This is a genomic window from Nocardia sp. CDC159 (assembly GCF_023740735.1).
In the GTDB taxonomy this organism is placed as follows: domain Bacteria; phylum Actinomycetota; class Actinomycetes; order Mycobacteriales; family Mycobacteriaceae; genus Nocardia; species Nocardia pulmonis.
The window spans coordinates 1-25,100 of record NZ_JAMRXH010000019.1 but is presented as its reverse complement, the minus strand read 5'-3'; the positions used below and the strand labels follow the sequence as shown (position 1 = coordinate 25,100).

Below are 25,100 nucleotides of genomic sequence, written 5' to 3'. Positions count from 1 at the left end.
GCGCTTCAGCCCGCTCCGCGGCCTCCCGGGCCTTGCGGGTCTCGTCCGATTCTGGCGGGCTATTCCTGCGTCGACGCCACATTGTCAGGGCTCTCCGGGTGCGTGATGCCCGCCATGCCGGGCTTTTGCAGGGCACGCAGCAGCGCCAGCGATAGTTCGCCCTGCATGGATAGCTTCTCGTTCTGCTTGACCAGCCCAGCCATCGTCGCGGCATCGGCGGTGCGGGCGGATTGGAGAAACTCGTTGCTCTTGCGCAGGTCCGCCATCAGCATCTCGACTTGGTCTCGCGGAATGAATCTGCCCGACAGCACCATCCGCACCAGCGCCCACGCCAGCGACACCGCGATCCCCCAGGGGGCGATGGTGTCCCACGGTAGGTTGCCGAGATCCCCGACCATTTATTCGCCAGCGGTTCCGTCCGGCGTCCGCCCTGGCAACGACTGATGCAACATCTCCATCCACGGCTGCGCTCGCTTCAGGAACACCAGGATCGGCGTCAGAAACAGCGCCGCGGCGGCGGCCCACTGCCCGGCCACGTCGAGGGGGCCGTCACTGAAGGTGGACGCGAGCAGTCCCAGCAGTCCGACGACAGCGGTGAGCGCAGCGACCAGAGCCTTCGCGATCTGGGCGGGCTCGTAGTCAAATGGGTTGAGCGATCCCATCATTTGCCACCTTCGGGCATCCGGGCATCAGCTTGAGCACCGGCCATCGGAGTGGCGACGGTGGCGTTCCTCTTCCCCTCAGCCGTCCCAAACCCTTCGATGCCGAGGGTTTCACCGATGATGGCCAAGGCTTCGACGACCGTCCGATTGCCCAAAATCTCCCATCGAGTCGGATCGCCACCCCGCTCGCGGGCACCCGGGCCGACGAGCTGGTCCAGAATCAGCCCGTTGTACTGGTCGACGTACTTCAGTACGTCGCGGACAGTGACCGTGTGGCCCGCCCAGTTGGTGATGGTTTCGTCGAGAAATGCCATGTCGTCTCCTCCTATGCCGCAGGCCGCGGCGAACTCCTCGGGCGAGAGCCCGTTGGCTACGTTCATGTCGCAGTTACCGAAGGGCGGACAGCCCTCGGGAAGCCCGCCGCCGCATCCGTTCCCGTCGGTGTACTGGTGCGCGATCTGCCCGGGAAGGCGCGGGTTGCGGCCATACCCGGCGCCGATGATGCGCAAGCCGTCCGGGCGGGTTCGCCACATGTTGTTGAAGTCTGGGGTGTTGGCGTAGCCGATGACGCGCCGCTTGTCGCCGAGCCATTCGGCCGCCGCCCAGTAGGCGCGGTTGATGCCGTCGGATTGGTCGCCGCCGGGGTTGCCGCCGGACTCGACGTCGATCATCGTGATCATCCGCGGGTGCGGCCCGCCCGCCGCTTCGACCATGTCCTTATGGGTGACAACGGTTTCCGCCCAGTTCGGTCGCCAATAGAAGTAGACGATGAAGCAGGCGAGCTTGCCCGCGTCGGCTTGCCTGGCCGCCCAGGTGTAGTTATGGGCGAAGTGCGGATCCCGGAATGTTCCATCGTTCGACCGGAACGAGAAGATCCGGTACGGATACGAATCATCTACTGGCACTTGAAAATACGAAACGTCCGCAAACAGGGAGTCCACGGTTTGACCTCCTTCCGGGTACGCGGCACCCTTCAGCCATGGCAGCGGGTCGAGCCGATCCGGGCTCGGAGCTGGCACCCACGTGTAGCGGTGTACCTCGACGTGCAGGTGCGGGGCCACGTCCCCATTGGTGGCGCGGTCCGGATTGATGCGCGCGATGCGCTGCCCGGCCTCAACCCGCTGCCCGGAGACGACTTCCGGGACGACGTGGCCGTAGACGGTGTACCCGCCGCCGTCCTCGGTTGGGTGGTCGATCGTGACCCACAGCCCGAATCCTGTTGCTCGCCCCGCATAGTGGACGGTGCCGCCTTGCATCGCGTACACAGGCAGTCCACCGCTTCCGCCTTCGCGGCCGAAGTCCGCACCCCAATGGAATCCACCCTCACGAGGGCCGAATGGGCTGGTGAGCACGAACCCGCGTTCCATGGGCCAGTAACGGTTCATGCTCACCCCTAATGCCGTCTCAGAATCCCGTTGCGCGCCTTGCCGTTTCGTTCGGCGTACACCACTCGCTGCCGTTCCACGTCATCGTCGAGGCCACGCAGATAGGCGTTCACCTCGGTGACGCTGTGTACGCTCGGGTCGAACCGCGGCGGCTCGTCGATCGCATCGACCACCTTCGCGACCGGCTTCCCCGGTTCGGGCTCGTTGATCCGGTACCCCATGTACCGCATCCGCTCGACTACTGCTTCCCGCTCGGCCACCGTCATCGATGCCGGGTCCTGGATCACCACCGGCTCCGGGTCAGGCTCGTCGATCGACACCCAGTCCCCCATCCCGTTCAGCGGATGCTGCTCGCCGCGGAAGGGACGCCGGACCTTCTTGGTCGCCAGCGCGGGATCCATCGGCGGGCAACCCGCTTCAGTGAGGTGCTTCGATATCGCCCGCGCGATGGGTTCGGGGAACACCATTCGCTGCCTGCCCCCCGCGTCGGAGCCGAACCCGATGGGGATGAACTGCAGCGCTGGAAGAAACCTCTCTTCCGGGTTGTCGGGGTCGACGTCTTCGATGCGCCAGATCTTCCCCACTCGCCCTCCTACAGCACGCCCAGATCGCGGGCGATCGACATGACGTCCTGCAGCATCTCCAGAGCCTTCATCACCGGGTCCTCGGGTTCGCGGTGGCCGATTGTGATGTCCCAGTGCGGTGTCGTCTTGCGGTCCCACGACAGGGTGAGTTCGGTGATGCGGTCGACGTACACCTTCCCCGGCGGCCCCCAGTTCTGGACCGTGGTGCCGATGCGGGTGCCGAGGAACGCGTTGCCCTTGCCGCGCTGCCCGATTCGCAGGTTCTCCACCCCGTCGGCCACGGTGACCGTGTGGGTCGTCTGCTCACGGGTTCGCCACATGCCGGTGCGGAGGGCTATCAGGGCCGATAGGGTGTACGCCCTGTCGGCGCCTTCGCACCAGGTCTCTTGGTAGTGGCTCCAGCCGAGGCGTTGCGCCCGCCCGATGTCCTGCCACTTCATGAACGCTAGGAACACGTCTGTGTACAGGGGTTTTGCGAGTGCGTCCAGCATGCCGCCGATCGGCGGAACGAACAGCGCCGCGGCGATCAGGTCGCCGATCATGTTGATCGTCGCGGAGATCAGCTCGTTGACGCCGGGCATGGAGTGGCCGCCGGTGACGAACTCGGTGTCGGTGGCGGGTTTCCAGTGAAAGCTGTTGGACTGCACCCCGGTTCGGTCCCCGTCGCGCAGGATGATGCCGGGCGCGCGCGGGTTGGTGCCCTTGTAGCCGGGGGTGGAGTACTCCGGCGGGAACGTAGGGTCGTCGATGACGTCGATCTCCTGTGTCATCCCGTCGGACCCGATGGAGGTGAACGCCCGAATCAGCCCGCTGAACAGGTCGCCGCCGAAGCTGGTTTCGCTGTCCCACCCAGAGTTGTCGACCAGGTCCCACACAAGGGTGCCGTGGCGCAGGTTCGCGCCAGGCCACGGCGGATCATCGCCGGTGAGCCAGCGCCGCGGCTCCCACGTCAGTTGCGCGTCCGCGACGATCCGCTTCGACACGTCGTGCATGTATTTGAAGCGGGAATGCACGATCGCGAACTGGGATGTGTCGTTCTCGATCGCCAGCGGTGCCACGACTTGCGACCAGGTGGACTGGTCGAGGTTGAACCACTGCGACGGGTCCAGCGGATCGTCGGGCAGCGTCCACAGGTTCGCCTCGAGCCGCAGGATGTTGACCAGCAGCGTGAGTTTGAGCGCCCACTTCGCCGGACCGAACAGGATCCACAGCCGCGGGAACTGGATCTCCGGCGGTAAGAAGGGATTCGAGTAGGCGATGATGTGCTTGAGGTGCTCGTAGTCGCTCTTGAACGTGGCGCGGACGATGCGTCGGCCGTCGGTGTCCTTGAATGCCTCGAGGTCGTCGAGCATCCCCGACCAGCGGGCGCCGTCCTTGTCGACGGTGATGAACACGTTGGCAGTGGAGCGGCCGTCGTGGTCGGTGAGCCAGCGTGAAATGTAATAGCTCGACGGCAGTTCGATTGTGCCGACACCGGTTTCGTTCTCCGGCAGCGTGAACTTCGCGCTGATCTCGTTGTGGACTTCGCCGACCAGGTTCCAATCGCCGTCCCAGATCCGCATGAGCGGCGGCCGGATGCGCCGCTCATGATCCTTGCGGAGACGTTCGGCGATCTCGCCGAAGACCTGCTCGAAGTCGATGGTCGCGACAGTGGTCATTCCAACCCCCAAGGCCGAGGCCAAGGCCGCGGGCACACCACTTGAATGCCGGTGCCGATCGGCGCCTTGGTGACGGTGATGGGCACTTGGGTGGGCGGCGTGTTGCCGGGCAGGTGGTACACGAAGCGGATCCCGCCCATGCGCTGGTAGAACTCGGTATCCAGCGACGAGTTGAACTGGCCGTTGAGTGCCATCTTGTCGGTGTCGATGAGTAGGTGCTCACCGGCCAGCAGTGGGGCGAGCTGGATCTTGCGGGCGGCGTCCAGACTGGCGCGCTCGAATTCGTCATTGCCCCAGGAGAAGTCAGGGAGGGTCACGACCATGCCCGCGTTGGAGGCTTGGATGCGCCATTGCAGCCAAATCTCGTAGTCCTCCGGCAGCGGGTTCGAGACGGTGACGTACCCGGTTTCGGTTCCGCCGCCGGTGGTGTCGGTCTGGGTGACGAACGTCGACTTGGCCGGTTCTTCGATCCACCGTGGATAGGCACCCACCAGCGGCAACAGCAGGAGCCCGTACTGCTCGGCGTCGGGATCGTTGACGGCCTTGATCTTCGGTTTCGCACCCAACCGCACCGGCAGATGCCGCCGCGAATCATCGGTCGTCACCCACAGGCGCGCGTCCCGCTTCGGCGAGAGGCTTTTGCGGAATGCGGAATCCACGTAGCGCCAGGGCATTTGCTTGGTGCCGAGAAGGTGAACTGCAAGGATGAAGTCGTATTTCTCCTCGCGGATTCCACCGAACTCAGCCCCGATCTGAAACGCTGTGCTGTTGTAGATGGCGGTGAACGGGGCGTCATACATGCCGTCGAAGTCGGTGCCCTCATCTTCGTCGGCGAGGCACGCGCCGCGGTCCCACTGCCCTTCACCCGACAGCGGCCACCATTCCCCATCGCAACCCTCGAGCTCGACCAGCACGCCCTTCGGCGGGTCGATCATCGGCCCACCCACGCCCGCGCCCGGTCACGCTGGCCGATCTGCAGCATCTTCCATTCGCGCTGGAACTCACCCGCACTCATGCCGGTGTGAAGGTTCTCTATACGCACCGAGGCGTCGATGGTCTGCTTCATCGCCGCCCGGCCAGCAGCCGCAGCCCGCATCTGCGCGCCCGTGAATACCCATTCGGTCTCGCCGGAGGTGTTGATCGCGGCGGTGCCAGTCGGCAGCGGGCCGCCTTCGTCACGGATCACGGCGGGGATGCGCAGGGTTTTCATCATCTCCTCGAGCCAGTTCGGGGTACCGGGAGTGACCGGGCCTTGCTTGGCCAACTCGTCGGGGGAGAAAGGCCCCGGGGCGGGCTTGCGCTGCTGCTTCTTGAATTGGTCGGCGGCGATGCCGATCGCCGCGCCGGTGACGCCTTGGATGTCGCCACCGAGGCCGATCACCGTCAGGACGTCTCTCACCTGTCCGACGACGGCTTCTTTCACCGCGTCGCCGAGCAACTCCACGGGACTGCTGGAGCTGCCGCTTCCCCCGCTGACTGCATTTTCATCCTCGCGCTGCTTTTTCTGCTCCTCGGCGAGGGCGTTCATGGCTCTCTGAAGGGCCAGATCCGCCGCGAGCCGGTCATCCTCGCTCGCCTCGGGATCGTTGTAGACCTCGTTGCGTTCATCCTTGGCGCGCTTGATCGCCAAATGCAGTTCCTGCAGCCGGATTTCGTCGTCGGTGAGATTCCCCGCCAGCGGAGGTGCCTCGGGTACAGGGCCGCCCGTGGTCGCGGCGCGATCCTTCTTCTCCTCCAACTCCTTCACGCGAAGTTCGGCACGCTGCACGTCGATTTCGGCTTGCCGCTTGTCGTCCGGAGACTTCTTCGGATCGGCAAGATCCTCATCGCGCCTCTGCTTAGCCTTGTTCAGGCTGATGCGGGCCGACTCCAACTCGAGATCATCGGAGGCGTCCCATGTCCCGGTCTGGCCGGTGCCGCTGCCGCGAACGGTCAGCGTTACCCGTCCGGATCCGGCGCCGGAGTCAGGTGGGTTGAATGCACTGCCGGGCAGGTGGTACTTGTTCGGGAACTGGCCGTCTGCGGCGCCAGCCGCTCCCGTACCCACCCGCACACCGTTGGATCCCGATTCCAGAGGCGTGCCCGCGAGGGTTCCGGCCATGTGCGAGTACTGGCCGCCGCCGCCGTTGTAGACGCCGATCGACAGTCCTCGCCCGGTCGGGTCGAGGCCGCGACGGAAGCCGAGCGCCCCGAAGTTCGACTCGGTGGTGAACCAGCGAGTGAACGGGCTCAGGCCCTTCAGCAGAGCGTAGGCGGCTGAGATGAACCCGGAACAGTCCCAGCTTGGATTGCCAACTCCCCCATACTGATACGCCTTGCCCGACTGGCCGCGCAGGAAGTTCATCGCCCGCGTGACCGCGATGCCGCCCTCAGCCATCTGGGTCAGCCCGAAGCCGAAATGTCCTGCGACGGTGGCCAAGATATCCACCGACCGGGACCGCTTCGAAGGCGCGAGCGGAATGAAAGCTTCGCCGCCGGTTTCCGGCTCCGCCCACTGATACAGCCGTGGCTGCGGGGCCTGGATGGTGGCCTGGCTCGGGAGCGGGCCGGACACACCGCCCTCGGCCCTCGGTTGCACCTGGACGGGGCCGACGAAGTCCTGGGGGACACCAGCGCGGGCCAGCGCTTCGCCGCGGGTCTCGTATTCGACAACGACCTTCTGCTTCTTGACCGGCAATTGTTTGGCGATCAGCTCATCGAGCTTTCGCCTAGCCTCGGCATCATCGGCCGATACATGAACAACGCCCTTTTTGCCGTTGACCTCCTCGACCTTGACACCTGCCTCTTTCAGCTTCGCGATCGCGGCTTCGGTGTCCGCGTTCACCGGGATGTCGACACCGGCTGCGTTGGCTTGCAGAAGACCCTGAATCACGATCAGCTGCTGCTCGACACCGTCCGCGCCCTTGAGCTGCGCCAAGATCTCGATGTTCTTCGGCAGATAACCCAGCTGCGCGGCCATCCTCTCCACCTGGTCGCGCGATAGCCCGGCCTGAGCAGCGAGTTGTTCGAACAGTTGCCCGTTGCGGGCCAGGACCGGGGCCACGTCACCACCGGCCGCGGCAACCCCCACGGTCTTGTCGATGATGCCTTGGAGCTGGTCGTAGAGCCGCTTACCGTTCTCGGTGGCGGTGTTGACCTGGCCGCTCTGCCCGATCAGCGCATCGCCCCACCCCTTGGTGCGATCCCACGCCTGCTGAGTGGCTGCCGCAGTGTTGCGGACCTGCTCGTTGTATTGCGCGAGCGCTTCCTGCGCCTGAACGGGCTTGCCGGACAACACGTCCAGCGCCGTCTTCATCGCGTTTACTCGGTCGGCCGCAGAGGCGGACTGGTCGGCGAGGATCTTGACCGCGGCTGCCAAGTCGTAATAGCCGCGGGTCGTGTTGGCGGCGGTGCGTTGTGCCTGCGCAAGCTGCTCGTGGGTGGCCTGCAGCTTGTCCGCCGCGTACGCGCCCGCGTCGCCGCTGGCCCGAAGCTTGCTGATCAGCGAGTCGTACTGCGGGCCACCCTTGGCGACCACCGCGCCGAGATCGTTCATGTCGATCTTCAACTGCCCCAGCACGTTCCGCAACGCGTTGTAGGCGTCGATCTGGCGCTGCCGCTTGGTGTAGACGTCGGTGTCCTCGCCCAGCCCGAGGCCGATCGGGTCCTTCATCGGGCGGTCGGCGAGGACCCGCCACTCCTGCAGCTGCTTTTGCAGCCTGCCGATCGCGGACTGGCCCTGCGCAGCGCCTTCGACGATCTCGGCCAAGCTCGCCTTCACCGCGGCGTTGGCGGCAGCGAGGGACTGCTGGTTGAGGGCGCCGTTGGCCGCTCCTACCGCCTTGCCGAACTCCGCTTGAGCTTTCGCACCGGCCACCGTCGCCTCGGCCAGGGTGCTCTGCATGGCGCGCGCCTTGGACGATGCTTCGATGTGCGCGGCGACCAGCGCGGTCGCGCCCGCGATCGCCAGGCCCCACGGCCCGCCCAGCAGACCGACCAATCCGCCAGCGGCCGAACGTAGCCCGGTGGTGGCCGCGGCGACCGTGCCTTGGGTGCGCGCGAACACCGACGCCGACTCGGCGGTGGCGCGGTACGCCTCTCCCATCCTGGACAGGACAGGCACCTTCGTTTCGAGGGTGGCGACCGCGGCACCGAATGCGCCGATGCTGTGGCCGCTGGCGGCGGCGAGGCTGCGTTGCACCGCCATCTGCTCGTTGAAGCCGCGTAGCGCTCCGGTGCTGGTGCCCACAGCGCTAGACAGCGCGGTACCAATGCCGGTGGCGCGGAATGCGATCAGGGCGGCAGTGGCGGCAAGGATTGGTGGCGGGAGATCGGCCAACCATTTCGCCAGCGGTGCGATTTCGCGCCCGAGCGCGACCGCAGCGTCCGCGCCCGCGTGCAATCCGCCGACGATGCCGGGCGTCGCGTCGGTGATGACGTCGGCGGTCTTCTTGGTGAACGCTTCCAGCGGCCCCTTGACCAGGTCGTAAATGCCGAGCGCCAAGCCCTCGGCAGCGTTTTTCGCCTGCTGCATCGCGCCGGGCAAGCCCTGCATCCGCGCGGCGGCGACGGCCGCGGCGGAGCCCTGTTTGCTCATCGCCGCGTGCATCGCGTCGAATCCGGCGGCGCCCTTCTCGGCGGCGATGCTCGCCAACCGCATGGCGTCGGAGCCGAACAGGGTGGCGGTCGCGGCCTGGTACTGCTCGTCGGTCATCCGGTGCGACGCGTCCGCCAACTGCCCGAACAACTTGTGCAGGCCAACGAATCTGCCTTGGGCGTCGTATACCCGCAGACCAAGCTCGCGTATCGCGGCCTGCGCGGGTTTGCCCTGATCAGTCAGCGCGAGCAATGCGGTCTTGAGCAGGGTTCCAGCGTCGGAGCCTTTGATGCCCGAGTTGGCGAAAAGACCGATCGCCGCCGCGGTGTCCTCGATGGTCAGTCCGAACTGATGGGCCACTGTCGCGCCGCTTTGCAGCGCGTACGCGACGTCAGTGATCTCCGCCGAGGACGCGTTCGCCGTGTTGGCGAGGACGTCCGCGACGCGGCCCGCGTCGGCGGCCTGCAGGCCGAATGCCTGCAGCGCCGAGGACTGGATGCGCGCGGCCTCGGCGGCGTCGACCTGCGCGGCGGCGGCGAGCTGCAGCGACCCTCGGGCGGCATCCATTGCCTGTTGAACCGAGAACCCGCCCTTCGCCAACTCGAGCATCGCGCTCGCCGCGTCGTTGGCGGAGGTGCCGGGCAGGGAGACATCCTGGCCCAACTGCCGGGCTTTGGCCGATACCTGCGCCATCTGGTCGGCGGTCGCCCCGGCCACGGCCTTCATCGTGTTCAGGCTGGTCGTGAACTCGTTGCCGATCTTGATGACTTGGCCGAACGCCGCGGCGCCGCCGATCGCCAATCCGAGCGCGCCGCCGATCGCCCCGGCGACACCGACCGCTGGAGCGAGACCGCTGCGCAGCTTGCCCACGAACTCGCGGGTATCGGGGTGGACGAGGATATCGATCCGACCACCTGGCATACGGTCACCTCCCCGCGTCGCGTCGGGACCTGGTCAGCAGGTCGAGCTTGGATGTGGGCTTCTCGGAGGGGATTTCGTACGGCTTCTGCGCCGCCCGATAGCGTTCGATGAGTTCGGCGGTGACCTTCGGGTCGCGTTGCGCGACCGGCGCGAGGATCGGCAGCGGCGGCGGTTTGATGCCGTGCTTTTTGCGTAGCGCCCGCTCGCGAGCGATTTCGGGATCGTCGGGATCGCTTGTGCCGGTGACGTAATCGAAGTTGAGGTCGAAGTCGGAGCGGTCGACAAGCATCGCCAGGTTCTCGCTGTCCCGGGCGGCCTGGGCGTCGCGGGCTTCGGCATCCTCGATGAGCGCCGCGATGTCCGGGTACGGCATGGTCGCCAGCGCGATATGCAGGTTCAGTCCGTAGTGGCGGTAGATTCTGGCGAAGGTTGCGCCCCAGCGGGATCCATCCCGAAGCCCGGCAAGGGCGCGATGAGTTCCCCCGCGTAGATCTCACTGAGTTTGATGATCCGGTTCAGCGCCTTGGACGCGTAGGCGGGGGTGAGTCCTCCGATGATCTCCCACAGCCCGGCGCCGTCGGTGGTGATCAGATCCAGCATCTCGTCGAATTTCATTTCCCCGACCAACTGATGGAACTTCACCACCTGTTCGCCGGAAAATCCGCGCAGCACGTCCGCTTCCACCGTGCCGAGCTTGATTGGCAGGGGCGGTTTTTCGTCGGTTCCGAAGTCGGCGAGGATGTCGATCGGCTGCGGCTCCGGCACGGCCTTGAGCTTGGGCCGTGCCGGACGCCGAGCAGAGGAACGCGCCGCGGCCTTCCTGGGGGCTGCCATCAGCTGACGGTCACCGTTCCGGACGGGGTCAGGCCCGCGCCGCTACCGGTGAGAGTGCCGGGCGTGTCGATGACGACGGTGTAGGGGCCGCCGGACGACCCGGTGACCGTCGCGTTGCCCGACCCGATGGTCGACAGCGCTTCCAGTGCCGACTGCACCGCGGCAGCCGCGGCGTTGTAAGCGATACCCGAGGTCGTCTGACCGGCGTAGGTCAGCGTCCAGGTACCACCTGTGGGGGACCCGCCGATGGTGACGGTCGCGTTGGTCGCGAGCGGGTTGAACGAGGTGAGCGGAACGAACGGCTCCAGCGCCAGCAACTCGATCTCGAACCCGTCCAGGTCCTCACCGCCGAAGGTCCGCGGCGGCGGCGTGGTGAGGGTGACCCGCTCGCTGTAGAACGCCTGCGTGGCGGCCTCATCGCGCAAGACCAGCAGGATCGCGAACTCTTCGTCGTCGCCGGGATTCCACCGATACACCCCCGAGCTGAGCTCGGAGATCGTGCCGCCCTGCAGCGCGGTCAGCACGGTCGCCACTGAGTAGTCGACCGGGCGCAGCTTCACCCGCTCCTCGGTGGGGCTCTTGATGACCTTGTACGGGGCCAGGCGCCGGTTCCATACCCGCTTCGGCGAGGTGTCGCGGGTCGGAGTCAGCTCAAACCCTGCCTCGATGCCGCCGTAGGCGTCCCAGGTGAGGGAGCCAGTGACGGGACTGGTGGCGAACGGGTTGGTCGGGATCGCGGTGCCTGCCGGGGCGCGGTAGCCGTCGCCATCCAGCCACACATACGCCTTTTCGGGATTGGCGTGAGTGCTCACGTTTCCTCCATGTGATTGGGTCGCTCACATCGGGATGTGAGCTGGAATGGGGTCAGTCGCGCGGGGCGCGCATTTTCAGCTCGACACGGACCGTTGCCCGGAACAGCGGTTGGTCGGCGCCGCGTTTGGTGTCGACGAACGTGATCGGGCCGTCGGTCCAGGTTGCTTTCCACGCGGACCCGCGGAATTCCTGCGAGGGTGCGCGCCCGAGCAGTTCGCCTGCCAGGGCTGCGATGTCCCACGTCAGCTCTTCGGGATCGGTGCTGCCGCCGAGGATTTCGATCTTCGGTGCCCAGGCGTCGACTTGGACCAGCGGCCGTCGCAGCAGCGGGTCGACGCCGACGTTTCCAGGGGCGCGCAGGATCACGAACGGCCCGTTGATCGGATCCGGGAGCTCGCGGGTGGTGATGGATCCGGCGGGTACCCTCGCGGTGATCGCCGGTTGCGCCACCAGGAACGCTCGAACGGCACCCGGCGCGAACAGGATCGGGGTCACCGCGGCTGCCAACCGGAGTAGCGACCGCGCCTGCGCGCGGCGTCGGTCAGCGCGGCGTGCGCCGGGGTGTCGCTGGTCCCGTACTCCTTATAGACAGCGTCCGGGTCGTTGTCGACGACGCGGACGTCGTCGCCCGAGGCTTCCACGGCGATACCGTCGCGGTATTGCCCAGTCAGCACCGGCGCCGCGGCCCGCGCCTCCGCGGCGATATCTGCAGCGATTTCCCGGCGCCGGGCTGTCGAGAAAACGCGCGCGGAACGGGTGACGATGTCGTCGAAGATCGTCAGCCGAGCTACAGTCACTTGCTCTTGGCCTCGTCCGGTGTCACGACCACCGTCGCGGTGGTCCTCTCCGGCTTCTCCGGCTTCGCGTCCGCCTGTTCGGCAGGCTTGTCGGGGTTGTCCTCGCGGTACTTGCGGTATGCCTTGGAGTCCTCGGCGCCCCAGTGCTGGCGGCCGTCGGAGTCCTTCCAGGAGACGATCATTGGTCATCCCTCCTTGAGGTCGGATGAGTGCCGCACGATCGCGGCGATGTAGGCGGGCTTACGAGAGCCCCCCGCGGGACGGCGTGTCCGGGGTGTGCCCTGCACGGTGACGGTGTCGCCCACCGCAACCAGGTCTGACACATGCTCGGGACCGTCGAATCGCCACACGTCCCGCCGGTTGGTGCCGCCCGGCAGTCCCGGCAACAGGAGCAGAGTCAGTCGCTGACTCGCGTGCCCGTCGTCGAATTCCTCGATTTGGGGATCTGTGATGATTCGCTGCTGCAGGAGCCCCCACCAGGGGAGTTCTGTGACAACGCCGGGGATGTGGTTGCCGGTTGAGGGGTCCTGTGTAGGAGGCCCTTGTCGCAGCAGCGTCCACCGCTCGGGCAGTTTGCTCACAGCGCGGTCCGGATGGTGAAGGCGTCTGCGTCTTCGGCGGTGTCGATGAGGTCGGCGACGTCCTCGTCGGTGACGTAGACCAGGTTTTGCGCGGTTGCCGGTTCGTATTCGGTGCTGATTTCGGGGTATTCGGTGCGTCGCACACCGAGCCCGCGGCGCAGCGTCGCGACTGCCCGCATCACCACCTCGGCACCGACACCCTTCACCAGCACCGGATCCAGATCGCCGGAAGCGATTCGGTCATCGATCCGGCTGACCTTGCTGCGGATCTTCGCCTCGGCGATCGCGATGAACCGATTCACCTGGGTGAGTTCGGGTTCTTCGTATGTCTCGCCAGCAATTTCCTGCACATCGGTCAGATCGAACAGCGCGGTCACGAGGTCGCGCGCCGCCGTCCGCTGCGCGAGCCCGCCTCATCCTCATCGTCGGCTTGGTCATCCTTATTGGACTGCCAAACCGCAGGATTGGTGATGAGCTTCGCCATGTCGGCGGGCACGTCGTCGTCGGGGCCGAACACGCGCGTGTTGCCCTCGCCGTCGTGCACGTGGACGTAGGTGTTCAGCTTCCTCATGACAGCACCGTCGCAATCATGGTGGCGTTGGCGTTGAGCAGCATCGGCAACCCGATGCCCGACGCCTTGGTCCAGCGTGCGACCGGATCGTTGTCGATGTAGGAGCCGACCACGATTCCCGGAGCGTCGGTCGCGTCGATCCCGTACTCCGGTTCGATCGCTTCCGCAGTGGTGCCCCACAGGGTTTCACCGATTCGGGAGGCGCCGATGTAGAGGATCTTGTTGTCCGGGATGAGCCGGGAGGCGTTGCCGTCCGCGTCCTCCACCTGGGCGTCGAAGATCTCGAACGGCGGATGCCCGAACGAGGTGACCAGCGCGTTCACCTGCTCGCGGGTCACGATGCCCTGCGTGCTGCCGGGCGGCAGCGTGTAGGCGCGGATCTTGTCGTTGCGCATCAGCGCCGACATCACCCGCTGGGAGGTGATCGCCCGAATCGGGTTGCCCGACTGGGTGGCCCGGAACGTGGAGAACCACGACTCCTGATCTGCGACCGGGTCCGCAGCACCTGCACCCGTGACGCTCCACAGAGTCGCCGCGGTCACCGAATGGCCGGACAGCCGCTGGAAGTCCGCCTCGAGGTCCAGGCCGTTCTCGGCGAGGGTGACCTTGCCGTTCACCAGCGCCGATGCCTTGGCCATGATGATTCGGGTCCGCAGCGCCTGCGCCAGCTCCACACCGTCGTTGAAGATCAGGTCGCGGATCTGGTTGTCGGCCTTGCGCAGCCGCAGCCGGTCGTACTCGCCGAGTCGCCGCTTCTCCGACAGCGGAGGCAGCTCACCGGAGATCCGGGTAACGCCCTTGCGGCCAGTGATCGGTGCCTCGGTGTCCCACGACCGGAACCGCCCGGCGCGCCGCAAGCCGCGCTGGGTGATGTTGGCGCGGAACTCGACGTCGTCGACCGTGGTGTCCGGCAGCAGGTTGTCGATCAGCTGCAGGTCGTTGATCGGCTGATCGGCCAGGGCGGTACGGACGTAGCCGGTCAGCTCAGCGGGGGTGACGTAGTCCGAATTGATGACGAGTGCCATGGGTTACGCCTCCTCTCAGAAGTAGCTGACGGCCTTGGCCGTGGCCTGGCCTGCAGCGTTGGGTGGATTGGGGACCTTCGCGGCGTACACGGCGCCGTGCCACAGCAGCGCGCCCGCCACTTTGGTGGCACCTGTGGGGACGCGCACCGCGGTCAGTAGGTGCCCGGCGATGGCTTCGGTGTCGCCGTCGCTGCGCTTGCCGTACTTGCCGCTGCCGAGCTTGCGCAACGTCCAGCCGGACTTGAGGTAGCCGTCGGTGTAGTCGGCTCCGGCGAAGGTGGACAGGTCGAGGGTGATCGTGCGGGCACGATCGGTTCCCTCGGCCGACGCCAGCCACGACTGATCGTCCTGGCCGAACGTTTCGGTCTTGAGGGTCAGATCCATTGCTCCCCTCCTTTTCTGGGGGTCAGGTTCGGTTCTTGCGCGCCTCGTAATAAGCGCGGCCAGCAGCCATCGACCCACCGACATCGGCTTGTCCGCCGCCTTGCCGCGGGTCGGGCTTCGGAGTGGGCGGGGCCGCAGGTGTGGTCGCGGTGACGCCGAGAAGCTGCTTGAGCTCTTGGGCGTCGGCGATCATTTCGTCGAGCGTTTCGCCCTTCAGGCGTGCGGCCAAGGCCAATGGCAGTTCGGCCTTCTCGGCAGCCTCGTACCGGAGCGCCTTCGCGGCGTCCTTCTCGAGCTGCGCGATGCGGTCCGCGCGACGCTCGTCCTCGGACTTGTTCGCGTCCTTGATCCTCTGCAACTCAGCTTCGGCCTCGCGTCGCGCCTTCTCCGCCGCTTTGCGCGCGTCGCGTTCCTTCTGGATCGCGGCCTTTCCGGCGTCGCCGAGTTCACCGTCCGTCGTGCCCGTCGCGGGCTCCGCTGCCGGTGTCACCGGCGCCTGCGGCGCCGTGGTGGGCTCTGTCGTCCCGGGCTCCGCAGGCGCGGTTCCGGTAGCAGGTGCCGTCATTCGTGAGTCCTCCATCGCGGGGGTGATCCGGCCACGCATCGCGCGCGGCGGAAGTCAGCGCAGATAGCCGTTCAGGTGCAGCAGGCGCAACACGTCTGCGCGGTCCTCGGCGATCTGATAAATGGCCTCGGGCATCAGTCGAGGTGTCCTTTTCGGGGTCCGACCACGAGCGCGGATCCGCTTCCCCGCCAGGCCGCGCCGGGTAACGCCCTCGGTCGTGATGAGCAGGGTCCGCCCGTAGACGCCCGCCTCGTTCATGCCGCGGCGAGCATTCACCACCTGGGCGATATCGGATCCATCGCGGATCGCCTCCGCACCAGACACGGTGAACGCGCGGTTCTGCTCCGCCTCGGTGAGGCTGTCGAAGTACTTTCTCGCGTCTGTGGCCAGGCTGCGCGCGCGGCGCCGTGTCGAGGGAATGTGGCGGCAGTCGCAGCGCGGATGCCTCAGAAATCCCGCCTTGCGATACCAACGCCCAGCCAACACCGCACACCGTGAGCAGCTGGGGCGGTTGAGCATCCGCACATACCCAACGCCCCGGCGTGCTGTAATTCCGAGCCCGACGGCCACCCGGGACGCGTCAGCGAGTTGGGTCTGAACCTGCATCAACGCGGCCTGTCCAGCCGACGACCACGCCATTCCCGGCGACTCCCCCAGCGCCACATGATGTTTGGCGGTGATGATCGGGCCATACATCAGTCCGTCCAAACCGCGCCCATCCGAGGCGACTCCCACCAGCGGGGCGGGGTCGATCTCCACGTCCGCCTCGACCGGGGTCTCCAGCTCGGCGAGTACCGCGGCCACGTAGTCGTCGGCACCGATGACCGCTCGCCGCTGTCCCAGCGTGATCGCCGCGACGATCTGATCGATATTGGCGTCGAACCAGTCATCGAAGTCGTCCGGAGCTGTCCGCCCCCAGATCTCGCCGACAGCCGCGAGCACCAAGCCGCTGATCGCGTGCTGTTCGGCGAAGTGATCAGCCGACGTTTGCGGGAGCAGCGCCGTTGGCATTGGCGGCGTTCTGGTTGGTCGGGACCGCGTTCAGCCCCCGGTTCAACTGGGCCAGCGGCGAGTTCTCCGCCTCGGACTCGAAGTGCCCCCGCTCGCGGGCCTTGCGATGCTCGTCCCAGCCCATCTCGTCCCAGGAACCCTCACGTGACAACACCGCGGTACCGCCGTTGAGTTTCTGGATGGCGTCGGCTTCCTCGGCCTTGGTCGGGGTGGCAGGGTTGCGCCATTCCACCGCGATCGGCTCGCCCGCCGCGGGCCATTCGCCGGTGCGGAACCGCTCATAGATCGCCAGCGTCCAACCGAGTCCCACGCCCAGATGCGCGTTCTTCTCCTCGGCGTTGGACACGATGCGGGACTCGTCCGCGCGGATCGCGCCTTCCGCGGCCGGGTTCGCGGTGTTGGCGCCGAAGTACCGGAACGGCAGGCCGGTCACGGAGCTGGCGAGTTCGGCGTACATCTTGACCGTGTTGTGGAAGTTCGACAGGTCCGCCCCGGGCAACTGCCCGATCGCGACATCCTTGGCCGACTTCTGCGTCGCCCACAGCGCGTCAAGGTAGGACTTCCACACCGGTTGCGGGTTGCCGTCCTTGTCGACGAAGTCGCCCTTGGAGATGCCCAAGACGTACCGCTTCTGTACGGCAACGGTTTCCACGCCGTACTGCAGGTCGGTCAGGGTGCGTGCGCAGGCGTCGGTGAGGGGGATTATGTCGGCCATCTCTGTGGTGCCGTGCCATTTGCCCAATCGGCGCCGGTTCAAGAACAACACCACGGGGACTCGGCCAAGACCGTGCTCGTCCACGCCGGAATCGGAGCCCACGATGTCGATGTCCCAGCCATCACGAGACTGGACGAGCTGAATGGTCTTGGCCGGCAGGAACAATGTCGCCACCTGCGTGCCGTCTTGCTCCTGATACCGGCGAAGCGCGGCGTCCATGCGCCGTCGACGCTGGTTCACCAGGCACGCCATCTGCCGCGGCGACTCGACCGTGATCAGCGGATGTTCTGGATCATCTTCGTTGGTGCCGACCACCGTGAACATCCGGCCAAAGATCATGTTCTCCTTAGCCAAGATGGGCACCTCCGCCGCAAGATTGTTGGCGTCGAATGCCTCCTGCAACACGGGGTCCGCTCTGTCGGCACCCGGGCGGTAGATGCTCTTGGGCTTCTGGCGACGTGACAGCTCGTCGATGTACATGCGGGGCCAGTTCGCCACCAGCTCGAAAATCCGGAACTCCTCCGGCACCGCCAAACCGATGTGCCTGAGCCGTTGCGCGCCTTCGTAATAAGCGTCGTTGAGCTTGTCGGCCCTCGCCAGCGTCCCCAACCGGCCAGACAGCTTATTGACCATGTCCCGCTCGTCGTCGGTGAGCTTCGTGCGCAATTCGACCAACGCTCACCTCCTCAGCTGAAACAGAACATGCGACCGTCTACGTCTTCCCAACCCGCTTCACGAGCGTCCGCGGCGGCCTCGTGCGCGAGGATCGACGCCATCGACGCGTCGATCTTCTGGTGATCCGCCGGTTTCCCGAGTACGTACTTGTCACCAGGCTTGATCACCTTGCGGCAGTTCGCCATATGGATCTCCGTGATCGGGCAGCCGTCGTGTGTTGTCCGGTGGGTCTTCAGGTCGGTCTCGTAACGCCGGATCGCCGCGTACATCTGGGTGATGCGGTTGGTGGCCCACTCGAAGACATGCTCAGCGCCGTAGCGCAGCGACCAATCCCCGATCTCGGACCGCCAATCCTGCGGGTCCGCGTACAGCCGTTGCACGACCCAGGTGTTGAACACCTCGTCGATCGCGGCATGCACTTCCCCGCGCGGGATGCGCCCGCCCCACTGCTCGGGAGCCCAGATCGTCGGCCGCCGGTCGGGACCGTACCGCGGAGTGAACTGGAAGCCGTCCCGTGTTTCGCAGCGCAAGGCGGTCCAGTCGTTGTTCTCCGACCCGTCGAACCCTGCGCAGACAGCGGTTCCCGAGGGAGGGTTAGGAAGCCAGATTCTCGGCATAGCAGCTGTCCCACAACCCGTCCGGCAGCCAACTACCAGCCCGAGCCACCAACCGATTGCCGAAGAATCTTTCGGCCTGCGCCGGATCCAGCTCGTTCAGCTCGACCGCTTCGGCCTCGATCGAATCGAGATTCACCCACGGCGACCCGTCGTACACGTAGCGCAGGATCTTGCGCCGATCCCGCTTGTTACCCCAGCTCAACCCCGCAGGCGGGATGCGGAAGAACTTCCAGATGTCCGGCGCCTGGGACTCGTAGGTGCGTTGCGCGGTCGAGTTCTCCGACGGGTCCCACGCGTTGGTCGTCTCCATCGTCCGGCCGTTCATACCCGCGGCGCCGCGGCGCTGCGTCTCGGCGATCCCGACCATCTTGTTCGTCTTCGTATAAAGCCCGGTCTCGTCCTGCAGCACCCACGACACCGGGTTGCCGACTCGGCCGGTCGCGCTCGAGGTGACCGCGTCAATCCGGTCGAAGTCGTCCCCGCCCACCGAGCCCATGATGCGGATGAAGCCCTCACGCACCGCCATCAGATCCGACAGCGGACCGAGCTTGATCATGGCCGTGAGCGGGCGGTACACGTTGCCGACCTGGTCTTCGTTCGTCGCGGTCAGCTGGATGACCGGCGAGGGGTGGCGCATCGCCATTGGCTCCCCCGGCTGGTACTCGTACTCCCAGCCGCAGCCGCACCCCCAGTCCGAGCACGCCCACCCGTCGCCCTTGCCAGCCCAGCCGAGGAACTGCGACGGCCCAACCGCCTCCACGCAAGTCACCGACGCAGACCAAGGACCCTTGCCGGTCTTCTGCGGCGCCACGACCTGCGCACGCCGATAGACGAACGCCTGATTCAGCAGCGGCTCATCCGGCGACAGCCACGCAACCCCTGGCCTGATCCGGTAGTAGTTCGCCGAGCACCAGAACTGCCAATCCGACCACACGAACTCCGCGCCGCGGCGGAACCCGTCCGGGATCACGCAGTGCTGCCGGACCCACGCCTCCGCGATATCGCCGATCGTCGGGAAATCGACGACGAAGCCGTCAGTCCCCGCCACCCGGCACCGCCCGCAGCCGCCGCTCCGGCGGTGCCGAACTCGGCGCCTTCGTCTTCTTCTCCGACCGCGCCGTCGCCACCTCGTCGGCGGCGATCGCCCAGCCGTTCTCCTTCAAACCGGCTGGGGTCATTCCGATTTGGTCCGCGAACCGGTGCAGCGACCCGCGATCCGAAGCCATCGCTTCATCCGATTCGCAGATCACCGACGTGCGCACCCAATGCGCGACCGCCTGCCAGCGCCACGGCTCGCGAGCCCACGCCACCGCCTGCGGAGTGCGCCACGCCCACCCCCACAGCTCGGCCTCACGCTGCTGGACGAACTCGGTCGCCTCGGCGTCGACGACCTGCCAGCGAGCCCCCTTCTCGCCGTACTCCCAGCGCATCACACGCCGAGGCATCAACGGGAACTCCGGCACCTCACCGTCGTAACCCTCGACCGGCAACCGGGCGAACGTCAGGCCGCGGCGATCCGAGCGGCCCGACTTCGGATCCACAGGCGGCCCAGAACGATTCCGCGCTCCTCCATGCGGCATTTTTCGACCTCCTCCGGCGGCATCGCGCCACCAGCGACAGAACCGGAACGGCATCGCGCCGAACCAGCAGAACGCCCCCGGTCGGGGGCAAGTTGAACCGTTCGCACCATCGAGCGCCCTCAGCCGGGGTGGCGCGGTGATGGGCCTCAGGGGTCCTCCCCCTGGGGTGGGGCTAGAAGGTGTCGATCTCGCCGGTCGACAGGTCCAGGTAGGCCACCGACTGGCCATCCTCGTCCACGACGACGAGGTTGCCGACGCTGTTCTTGATGAGGTCGGCTCGGGGGTACCGCTGTGCCAGGTCTTGCGCCGCGGCCAACAGGTCGTCGGTGGTCATGGGTTAGCGGGCTCCCTTGGCGGAGTTGCATGAACGGCACAGGACCCGCAGGGCACCGGTGGGATCGCCGTTGGCTACCGGATCGGCGTGATCAGCTGTCAGATCGGTTGCCCGATGGGCTGGTCGCTGCCATCCGGGACACCAGTCACCGTGCTCGGATCGGTGTCGCGCTACCGCCTGGGCTCGGCGTTGGCGTTCGGCCCAGTCCCGTGTCGCCTTGGTGGGTGTGGTGGCGCGGAGTTGACGGTCACGCTCGGTCCGATGCTTGGGGCATCGGGCTTCAGGTTGGATGCGGGGGCAGCCCGGATGCGAGCAGGGACGTAGCCGTGCTCGGGCCATCGGTCAGGCCGTGGAGTCGGGGTGCACGTGTACCGATCCCTCAGCGGCTACGGGGATCTCGGTGTCCGCCGCATCGATGGCGAGGTTGATGCGGTCGATGCGTGCCTTGGCCTCGGCGTCGAGGCTGCCGGTGTTGGCGAGGTAGGTTTGCAGGTCTGACACCAGCGCCTTCAGCCCGGCGAGTTCGTGGCGGGCCTTCACCATCTGCTTGAAGATTCCTGCGAGGGATCCGGCCGCCATGGGTCCGGGCTATTCAGTGGGCTGGCCGGGCTCGCTGGGCTCGGCCGGAGTCGGCTCGTCGACTACGTCGGGGTTCATCTCGTCGATGGCGTTGATGCCTTCGCGCACAGCGCGCAGGACCTCTTGGTCCTGGGCGTCCATCTGGCCGGAGCGGGCAACCTCCTCCTTGATCTTGGCCAGCTGCTCGGTCACGCCGGTAAGTGCGTTGGCTACCTGTCCCATGGTGTTCTCCAATCGTTGGATGGTGGTGGGGAGATTGAGGAAATCAGAGAGGCTGCTCATGGTGGGCATCAGTTCAGGGCGCCAATGATCTCGATGACGGCCTTGATGACGATGAGGCCGACCTTTTCGACGAGAACGAGGGTGTCGAGATCGACGCTGCCCATGGCCTACTCCTGATTTGTTCGGGCTGGAATTACATACCGCCGTTTTCGGTCTCACCAGGCGTTTCTCGGCACCTACACCGGGAGCAGCCGGGCGATTCGGACACCGCCTCAGTCCCCGAGGGCGATCCGTTGTCCTCTACTCGCTTGCTCGACAGCCATGACAGCGCGGCAATGATGCCCGCCCAATGCGCACCGAGCGCCGTCTCCACGGAGATGAACGTCAGGTACGAGATCGAACCGCTCAACCAGATCACCGCGATCGGGATCTGGAGAAAGTAGGCCAACAGCAGAACGCCGTGAATCTTGATCTGCGTTTGTGGTGCCACCGCGGTCTTGACGATCGGGTGATCGAGCAGCTTCACCGCATCACGACACGGACAAGCAGCCGCACAACCCACTCATGAGCCAGGAACCACCAGCTACGAGCCATCGGACCCCCTTGTCCGAGAAGCGATGCCGCGGGCTATGGCAACGATTCGCGCGGCCATCGCGCGGGCTACGGTCTGCTGCGCCTGTTCCAGGGCCTCGACGGCGTCGCGGTAGTCCTGCTCGGCGTCCTCGTACCGCTGCGCGTCGTCGGACATGACATCAGGATTCGCGCGGGGCGGTCTTGAGCAGCCGGTCCCATTCGGCGGCGGACAGCGTCCACGACTCCGTGACCGTCGGCCGGTGAATCCAGTGCGCCAAACGGATCAGCAAGGCCGCCAACCGCTTACGCACCGCGACCGCTCCATCGGGCCGTGCTTAAGGGCTTGGAAACAATCATCCTGGCGCCCGACCCGTCGAACGATGCGAAGCTGACATCCTCGCCGCGATCGCTGTCACGCAGCAGATTCCAATCGGCATCCCACAGGCGCACGCGCGGTCCCGTATCGACCTGCGCGGCCAGCATGTGCCAGCCAGCCCGGCGGAACCGTGTGCCAATACAGCGGCGTAGCTGGAGAACCGCATACTTCACCGCACTCACCACGTCCACACCCGGATCGGGATCTCCTGTGCCTGCGGCACTGCGGCCGGAGCGGGATGCAGGAGAGTGCACAGCCAGGCGTACAGGTCCATCAGGGCCTCCACAACGGCAGGCTCCGCAGAGCCGTGATGCCCGTGAAGATGGCGATCAGCAGGAGAAGGATCTGCGTCAGGTCCATCAGAACGCCCCTGCCTCGATAGCCAAAGCCGCCTCACGCAAGGTCGGCCGCAGTGTGGCCACAGCGGTGTCGGCGAAGGAAGGCGCCGCGAGCATGGCGCTGATGTCATCGGCGATCTTCGTTACGGATGCGACCAGCTGGACCTCGATCGCGTCGACGTGGTCCACGATCCGACCTCCCTTGTCGGTGGTGCGCGATACTCTCGGCGGGATGTCCCACACGCCGGACGCAAGTCCGGACGAACGCGGGACGGCAATCCCGTTGTGGGACGGGGCATCCGGCCGCTTGAGTGGTTGGCGTCAGGTTCAGCGTAAACGGGTGTAGCGAGCCGACAATGGGCGGTCCTCGTCGTGGTAAGCGGGGGCCGCCAAACTTTCCCTAGGACTTCGGCGGAACGATCCCCAACATAGGGAAGGCGTTGGGGGGTTGCAGCGCGCAGCGGTGACCTCTCCCGCGCGTCTCGGGGTCATGGGGCGCTTACCGGCGGATTCGCACAATGTCGGACCGGATTCACGCGCTGCCACCCATAGGCCCGCTCAGCCGAGCGGGATGCCTTCGCCGATCACGCCGCCGTCCGGCTCCCGCGAGGCCCAGAAGACACACGGGCTGCCCTCGGCGTCGAGGAACATGATCCAACCCGAACCGTCGTCGCGGATGCCTTCGATCCAGCCGGCGTGCGTCTTCTCGATGCGCTCGATGGCGCCAGTCTCGCCGCGATGGACAAGGCCGCAGTCGTCGCCGTATCGGCCGATGGTGATGTTCTGCATGGATGCTCCTGAGAGGAATCGCGGGGATTCCCGGAACATCCATCCGGTCCAGCGCGGGACACACTACGCGCCAACGCGCTTAGCGTAACATTCGCGCGGATACCTGCAGGTCGCCGAAAATCGCGTGTCTACGCCGCTCGGCGACCCTCGCATTGGATGTGCGCGTCGATAACCTCGCCGATCTGAAACACCGTCTCCCCGCGATGCTCCCGCCGCGAGATCATGCCCTTGTTCGCGTAGTAGGTGATCCGCTTGCGGGTGATCGGCGCGCCCATGATCCACGGCAACAGGCGCGCCAATTCCGCCGCCGTGCCGAGCAACTCGCGCACCTGGGCACGCAACTCCTCCCGGCGCTGCTCGACCGAGTGGGCAGTCCCACAGACTGGGCAGCGAGCCTCCTCACTACCCATCCGCACATAGATGTCGGCATGACATTGCGCGCCGTCGGATTCAGCACCGCACGGCCCGACGTACAGCCGTCCCGGCGGCCGGTCGATGACGCGCTGCGCGGATTTCACTGCGGCGTCGATCTCTTCGAACGCCTGCCCGGCGCCTTCGGACAGGGCGATGGAGACGGCGTTGCGGGCCAGCCAGCGCGCCACGTCCGCCGTTCCGGCGGCGTCGGGGTATTCGATGTCCCGAGTCTCGCAGACGTCGCGAGCCCACGCCGTCACGGTGTTGCGCAGAACCCAACCGGCTTCACTGGCCGCGAGATGCAGCGGCAGGGGCATCTCCGCGCCGCGGCGCGCCATGTTGCCCGGCCCGCCCATGCGATCCTGGCGGGCAAGGGTGACGTCCAGTTCGGTTGCGAGCCACGCCGCCGTCTCCAGGCGGTCCCGTAGCGTGCGGCAACAGTGCCAGCACAGGAACATGTCGGTCTCTCGACTGCACGCTGCGCACTGCCGGTTGCTCATGGTTGTCAGGGTAGGGAAAACCGGGGGCGATCTCGAGCCGACCCGCAGAGACGCGGAAGGCCGGTCACGGAAGGGGAACCGCGACCGGCCGTGATGCCGAAGAAAGTTGCGCCAGAACGAAAGCACCTCCAGGATAGCGGGTTACGGGGAAGAACTCGAGCCGCCGCGCGGATCCTCCTCGCCTGTGAACGTGATCGTCGGGGGTGGGTCGAACCGGAATTTCGGCACAAAGTAGGCGATCTCGCCGTTTGTGGTCTCGATCCAGTCGCCTCCGGGAATCTGCTCGTGAGTACGGCCTTGGCTGGCCATGCGGGTGTTACGGCCGTCCATCTCGAACGTGATGGTCGGCCGGGGTGGTGTGGTAGCGGGCGGTGATCTGTTGTTTCAGTTCGGTCAGGATGCGTTTGCCGAATGCGGCACCGGTTGATGTCTCCCACCAGCCGTGTTCGTGTTCTGTCTCTTCGTGGTCGATTCCGTGAAGCAACTCGTCTATCCAGTTCAGGTCTGGTTCGGGGTTGCTGGTCACGGCTGACCACCCACTCTGTTGTTGGGTTCCCGCCCGCTCGGTTCGTGCTCGGTGCTCATTCGGTCAGCTCCTCGGTGAGAACTTCCGCGCCGCAGCGGGGGCATTCGATCCGCGCGTCGTCGTCCGACTGGCGGTAGGCGTGTCGGCCGCCGTCGTAGCAGGGATAGGCTGGGTCTTCGTTGAGGGCGGCGGGGTCGATCACTGCTCCAGTTCCACTCCATCGATCTCGAAGCTGATGGGCGCGTCCTCGCAGGCGTCCAAGATCTTCGCCTTGACGGCTGCTTCGCTGAGGGGGTCGTCCTCGAAGACGCGCAGGGTGACCTTGTAGGTTGGCATGGTTGGAATCTCCTTACCGCACAATGGTTTTCGGCAACCGTCCGGAATTTCCGGAGAGTTCGGCGGGCTGGCCGCCGGTATGTTGGCTTATGGGCGTTCGGGATGTTCGTTCGCCTTGGCGTGGACTCTGGCACCGAGCTTGGTCAGTCCGGAAATCTC

General features: G+C 66.2%; 37 protein-coding genes. All 37 read right to left on the bottom strand.

The genetic code is table 11. The features are described from left to right. Nucleotides 1–59: 59 nt before the first annotated feature. A complete protein-coding gene (locus NDR87_RS31005) occupies nucleotides 60–398 on the bottom strand; it encodes a hypothetical protein (RefSeq protein ID WP_251917477.1) in 339 nt (112 codons plus the stop codon). Next, a complete protein-coding gene (locus tag NDR87_RS31000; protein ID WP_251917478.1) occupies nucleotides 399–665 on the bottom strand; it encodes a hypothetical protein in 267 nt (88 codons plus the stop codon). It lies immediately after the preceding gene. After that, complete coding sequence (locus NDR87_RS30995; protein WP_251917479.1) at nucleotides 662–2,047, bottom strand: M23 family metallopeptidase; 1,386 nt, start codon at nucleotides 2,045–2,047, stop codon at nucleotides 662–664. Before NDR87_RS30995 ends, NDR87_RS31000 begins: the two co-directional genes overlap by 4 nt. 8 nt (nucleotides 2,048–2,055) lie before the next feature. Then, nucleotides 2,056–2,631 (bottom strand): DUF2744 domain-containing protein, encoded by a 576-nt coding sequence (locus tag NDR87_RS30990; RefSeq protein WP_251917480.1) that lies wholly within the window; start codon nucleotides 2,629–2,631, stop codon nucleotides 2,056–2,058. Nucleotides 2,632–2,639: 8 nt separating this feature from the next. Next, the gene (locus tag NDR87_RS30985; protein WP_251917481.1) at nucleotides 2,640–4,289 is read right to left on the bottom strand and encodes a phage tail protein; all 1,650 of its coding nucleotides are present in this window, start codon (nucleotides 4,287–4,289) and stop codon (nucleotides 2,640–2,642) included. Further along, nucleotides 4,286–5,224: a phage tail protein gene (locus tag NDR87_RS30980; protein ID WP_251917482.1), complete on the bottom strand. Its 939-nt coding sequence runs from the start codon at nucleotides 5,222–5,224 to the stop codon at nucleotides 4,286–4,288. Before NDR87_RS30980 ends, NDR87_RS30985 begins: the two co-directional genes overlap by 4 nt. Next, nucleotides 5,221–9,786, bottom strand: coding sequence for a phage tail tape measure protein (locus NDR87_RS30975; RefSeq protein ID WP_251917483.1), 4,566 nt, complete (start codon nucleotides 9,784–9,786; stop codon nucleotides 5,221–5,223). Before NDR87_RS30975 ends, NDR87_RS30980 begins: the two co-directional genes overlap by 4 nt. A gap of 4 nt (nucleotides 9,787–9,790) precedes the next feature. Beyond that, nucleotides 9,791–10,159, bottom strand: a complete 369-nt coding sequence (locus NDR87_RS30970; protein WP_251917484.1) for a hypothetical protein — start codon at nucleotides 10,157–10,159, stop codon at nucleotides 9,791–9,793. Between the two features lie 23 nt (nucleotides 10,160–10,182). Then, complete coding sequence (locus NDR87_RS30965) at nucleotides 10,183–10,620, bottom strand: hypothetical protein (protein WP_251917485.1); 438 nt, start codon at nucleotides 10,618–10,620, stop codon at nucleotides 10,183–10,185. Continuing rightward, nucleotides 10,620–11,432, bottom strand: a complete 813-nt coding sequence (locus tag NDR87_RS30960) for a hypothetical protein (protein ID WP_251917486.1) — start codon at nucleotides 11,430–11,432, stop codon at nucleotides 10,620–10,622. The genes NDR87_RS30965 and NDR87_RS30960 overlap by 1 nt, the downstream gene beginning before the upstream one ends. A gap of 52 nt (nucleotides 11,433–11,484) precedes the next feature. Then, nucleotides 11,485–11,928, bottom strand: coding sequence for a hypothetical protein (locus NDR87_RS30955; RefSeq protein WP_251917487.1), 444 nt, complete (start codon nucleotides 11,926–11,928; stop codon nucleotides 11,485–11,487). Then, a complete protein-coding gene (locus tag NDR87_RS30950) occupies nucleotides 11,925–12,230 on the bottom strand; it encodes an HK97 gp10 family phage protein (protein ID WP_251917488.1) in 306 nt (101 codons plus the stop codon). Before NDR87_RS30950 ends, NDR87_RS30955 begins: the two co-directional genes overlap by 4 nt. After that, entirely contained in the window at nucleotides 12,227–12,412 is a 186-nt protein-coding gene (locus tag NDR87_RS30945) for a hypothetical protein (RefSeq protein ID WP_251917489.1), read from the bottom strand. The genes NDR87_RS30950 and NDR87_RS30945 overlap by 4 nt, the downstream gene beginning before the upstream one ends. 3 nt (nucleotides 12,413–12,415) lie before the next feature. Further along, the gene (locus NDR87_RS30940) at nucleotides 12,416–12,616 is read right to left on the bottom strand and encodes a hypothetical protein (RefSeq protein WP_251917490.1); all 201 of its coding nucleotides are present in this window, start codon (nucleotides 12,614–12,616) and stop codon (nucleotides 12,416–12,418) included. Nucleotides 12,617–12,807: 191 nt separating this feature from the next. Beyond that, complete coding sequence (locus tag NDR87_RS30935) at nucleotides 12,808–13,188, bottom strand: hypothetical protein (RefSeq protein WP_251917491.1); 381 nt, start codon at nucleotides 13,186–13,188, stop codon at nucleotides 12,808–12,810. Next, nucleotides 13,185–13,382 carry a hypothetical protein gene (locus NDR87_RS30930; RefSeq protein WP_251917492.1) on the bottom strand — a complete coding sequence of 66 codons (198 nt, stop codon included), beginning with the start codon at nucleotides 13,380–13,382 and terminating at the stop codon, nucleotides 13,185–13,187. The genes NDR87_RS30935 and NDR87_RS30930 overlap by 4 nt, the downstream gene beginning before the upstream one ends. Beyond that, nucleotides 13,379–14,407, bottom strand: a complete 1,029-nt coding sequence (locus NDR87_RS30925) for a major capsid protein (protein ID WP_251917493.1) — start codon at nucleotides 14,405–14,407, stop codon at nucleotides 13,379–13,381. The genes NDR87_RS30930 and NDR87_RS30925 overlap by 4 nt, the downstream gene beginning before the upstream one ends. A 15-nt stretch (nucleotides 14,408–14,422) precedes the next feature. Next, nucleotides 14,423–14,791 (bottom strand): potassium transporter, encoded by a 369-nt coding sequence (locus tag NDR87_RS30920; protein ID WP_251917494.1) that lies wholly within the window; start codon nucleotides 14,789–14,791, stop codon nucleotides 14,423–14,425. 22 nt (nucleotides 14,792–14,813) lie between these two features. Continuing rightward, complete coding sequence (locus NDR87_RS30915) at nucleotides 14,814–15,356, bottom strand: hypothetical protein (RefSeq protein WP_251917495.1); 543 nt, start codon at nucleotides 15,354–15,356, stop codon at nucleotides 14,814–14,816. 54 nt (nucleotides 15,357–15,410) lie between these two features. Next, a complete protein-coding gene (locus NDR87_RS30910; protein WP_251917496.1) occupies nucleotides 15,411–16,367 on the bottom strand; it encodes a hypothetical protein in 957 nt (318 codons plus the stop codon). Then, complete coding sequence (locus tag NDR87_RS30905; protein WP_251917497.1) at nucleotides 16,333–17,757, bottom strand: phage portal protein; 1,425 nt, start codon at nucleotides 17,755–17,757, stop codon at nucleotides 16,333–16,335. The genes NDR87_RS30910 and NDR87_RS30905 overlap by 35 nt, the downstream gene beginning before the upstream one ends. An 11-nt stretch (nucleotides 17,758–17,768) precedes the next feature. Further along, entirely contained in the window at nucleotides 17,769–18,176 is a 408-nt protein-coding gene (locus NDR87_RS30900; protein ID WP_251917498.1) for a hypothetical protein, read from the bottom strand. A 175-nt stretch (nucleotides 18,177–18,351) separates the two neighbouring features. Beyond that, complete coding sequence (locus NDR87_RS30895; RefSeq protein WP_251917499.1) at nucleotides 18,352–19,422, bottom strand: terminase; 1,071 nt, start codon at nucleotides 19,420–19,422, stop codon at nucleotides 18,352–18,354. Then, nucleotides 19,409–19,915, bottom strand: a complete 507-nt coding sequence (locus tag NDR87_RS30890; RefSeq protein ID WP_251917500.1) for a hypothetical protein — start codon at nucleotides 19,913–19,915, stop codon at nucleotides 19,409–19,411. Before NDR87_RS30890 ends, NDR87_RS30895 begins: the two co-directional genes overlap by 14 nt. Before the next feature lie 211 nt (nucleotides 19,916–20,126). Continuing rightward, the gene (locus NDR87_RS30885) at nucleotides 20,127–20,288 is read right to left on the bottom strand and encodes a hypothetical protein (RefSeq protein WP_251917501.1); all 162 of its coding nucleotides are present in this window, start codon (nucleotides 20,286–20,288) and stop codon (nucleotides 20,127–20,129) included. 342 nt (nucleotides 20,289–20,630) lie between these two features. Next, the gene (locus tag NDR87_RS30880) at nucleotides 20,631–20,867 is read right to left on the bottom strand and encodes a hypothetical protein (protein WP_251917502.1); all 237 of its coding nucleotides are present in this window, start codon (nucleotides 20,865–20,867) and stop codon (nucleotides 20,631–20,633) included. A gap of 9 nt (nucleotides 20,868–20,876) precedes the next feature. After that, nucleotides 20,877–21,158, bottom strand: coding sequence for a hypothetical protein (locus NDR87_RS30875; protein WP_251917503.1), 282 nt, complete (start codon nucleotides 21,156–21,158; stop codon nucleotides 20,877–20,879). 124 nt (nucleotides 21,159–21,282) lie between these two features. Then, nucleotides 21,283–21,615, bottom strand: coding sequence for a hypothetical protein (locus NDR87_RS30870; RefSeq protein WP_251917504.1), 333 nt, complete (start codon nucleotides 21,613–21,615; stop codon nucleotides 21,283–21,285). A 57-nt stretch (nucleotides 21,616–21,672) separates the two neighbouring features. Beyond that, on the bottom strand, nucleotides 21,673–21,837 hold the full coding sequence (locus tag NDR87_RS30865) for a hypothetical protein (protein ID WP_251917505.1): 165 nt from the start codon (nucleotides 21,835–21,837) through the stop codon (nucleotides 21,673–21,675). A gap of 4 nt (nucleotides 21,838–21,841) precedes the next feature. Further along, nucleotides 21,842–21,973 carry a hypothetical protein gene (locus tag NDR87_RS37470; RefSeq protein ID WP_286014258.1) on the bottom strand — a complete coding sequence of 44 codons (132 nt, stop codon included), beginning with the start codon at nucleotides 21,971–21,973 and terminating at the stop codon, nucleotides 21,842–21,844. After that, entirely contained in the window at nucleotides 21,966–22,229 is a 264-nt protein-coding gene (locus NDR87_RS30860; protein ID WP_251917506.1) for a hypothetical protein, read from the bottom strand. Before NDR87_RS30860 ends, NDR87_RS37470 begins: the two co-directional genes overlap by 8 nt. Before the next feature lie 168 nt (nucleotides 22,230–22,397). Then, nucleotides 22,398–22,565, bottom strand: a complete 168-nt coding sequence (locus NDR87_RS30855; RefSeq protein ID WP_251917507.1) for a hypothetical protein — start codon at nucleotides 22,563–22,565, stop codon at nucleotides 22,398–22,400. A 369-nt stretch (nucleotides 22,566–22,934) separates the two neighbouring features. Further along, nucleotides 22,935–23,165, bottom strand: coding sequence for a hypothetical protein (locus NDR87_RS30850; RefSeq protein WP_251917508.1), 231 nt, complete (start codon nucleotides 23,163–23,165; stop codon nucleotides 22,935–22,937). Nucleotides 23,166–23,293: 128 nt separating this feature from the next. Continuing rightward, on the bottom strand, nucleotides 23,294–24,079 hold the full coding sequence (locus NDR87_RS30845) for a hypothetical protein (RefSeq protein ID WP_251917509.1): 786 nt from the start codon (nucleotides 24,077–24,079) through the stop codon (nucleotides 23,294–23,296). A 316-nt stretch (nucleotides 24,080–24,395) separates the two neighbouring features. After that, nucleotides 24,396–24,605: a hypothetical protein gene (locus NDR87_RS30840; protein ID WP_251941260.1), complete on the bottom strand. Its 210-nt coding sequence runs from the start codon at nucleotides 24,603–24,605 to the stop codon at nucleotides 24,396–24,398. A gap of 55 nt (nucleotides 24,606–24,660) precedes the next feature. Continuing rightward, on the bottom strand, nucleotides 24,661–24,807 hold the full coding sequence (locus NDR87_RS30835) for a hypothetical protein (RefSeq protein ID WP_251919018.1): 147 nt from the start codon (nucleotides 24,805–24,807) through the stop codon (nucleotides 24,661–24,663). Beyond that, nucleotides 24,804–24,941: a hypothetical protein gene (locus tag NDR87_RS30830; RefSeq protein ID WP_251919021.1), complete on the bottom strand. Its 138-nt coding sequence runs from the start codon at nucleotides 24,939–24,941 to the stop codon at nucleotides 24,804–24,806. Before NDR87_RS30830 ends, NDR87_RS30835 begins: the two co-directional genes overlap by 4 nt. Nucleotides 24,942–25,100 lie beyond the last annotated feature (159 nt).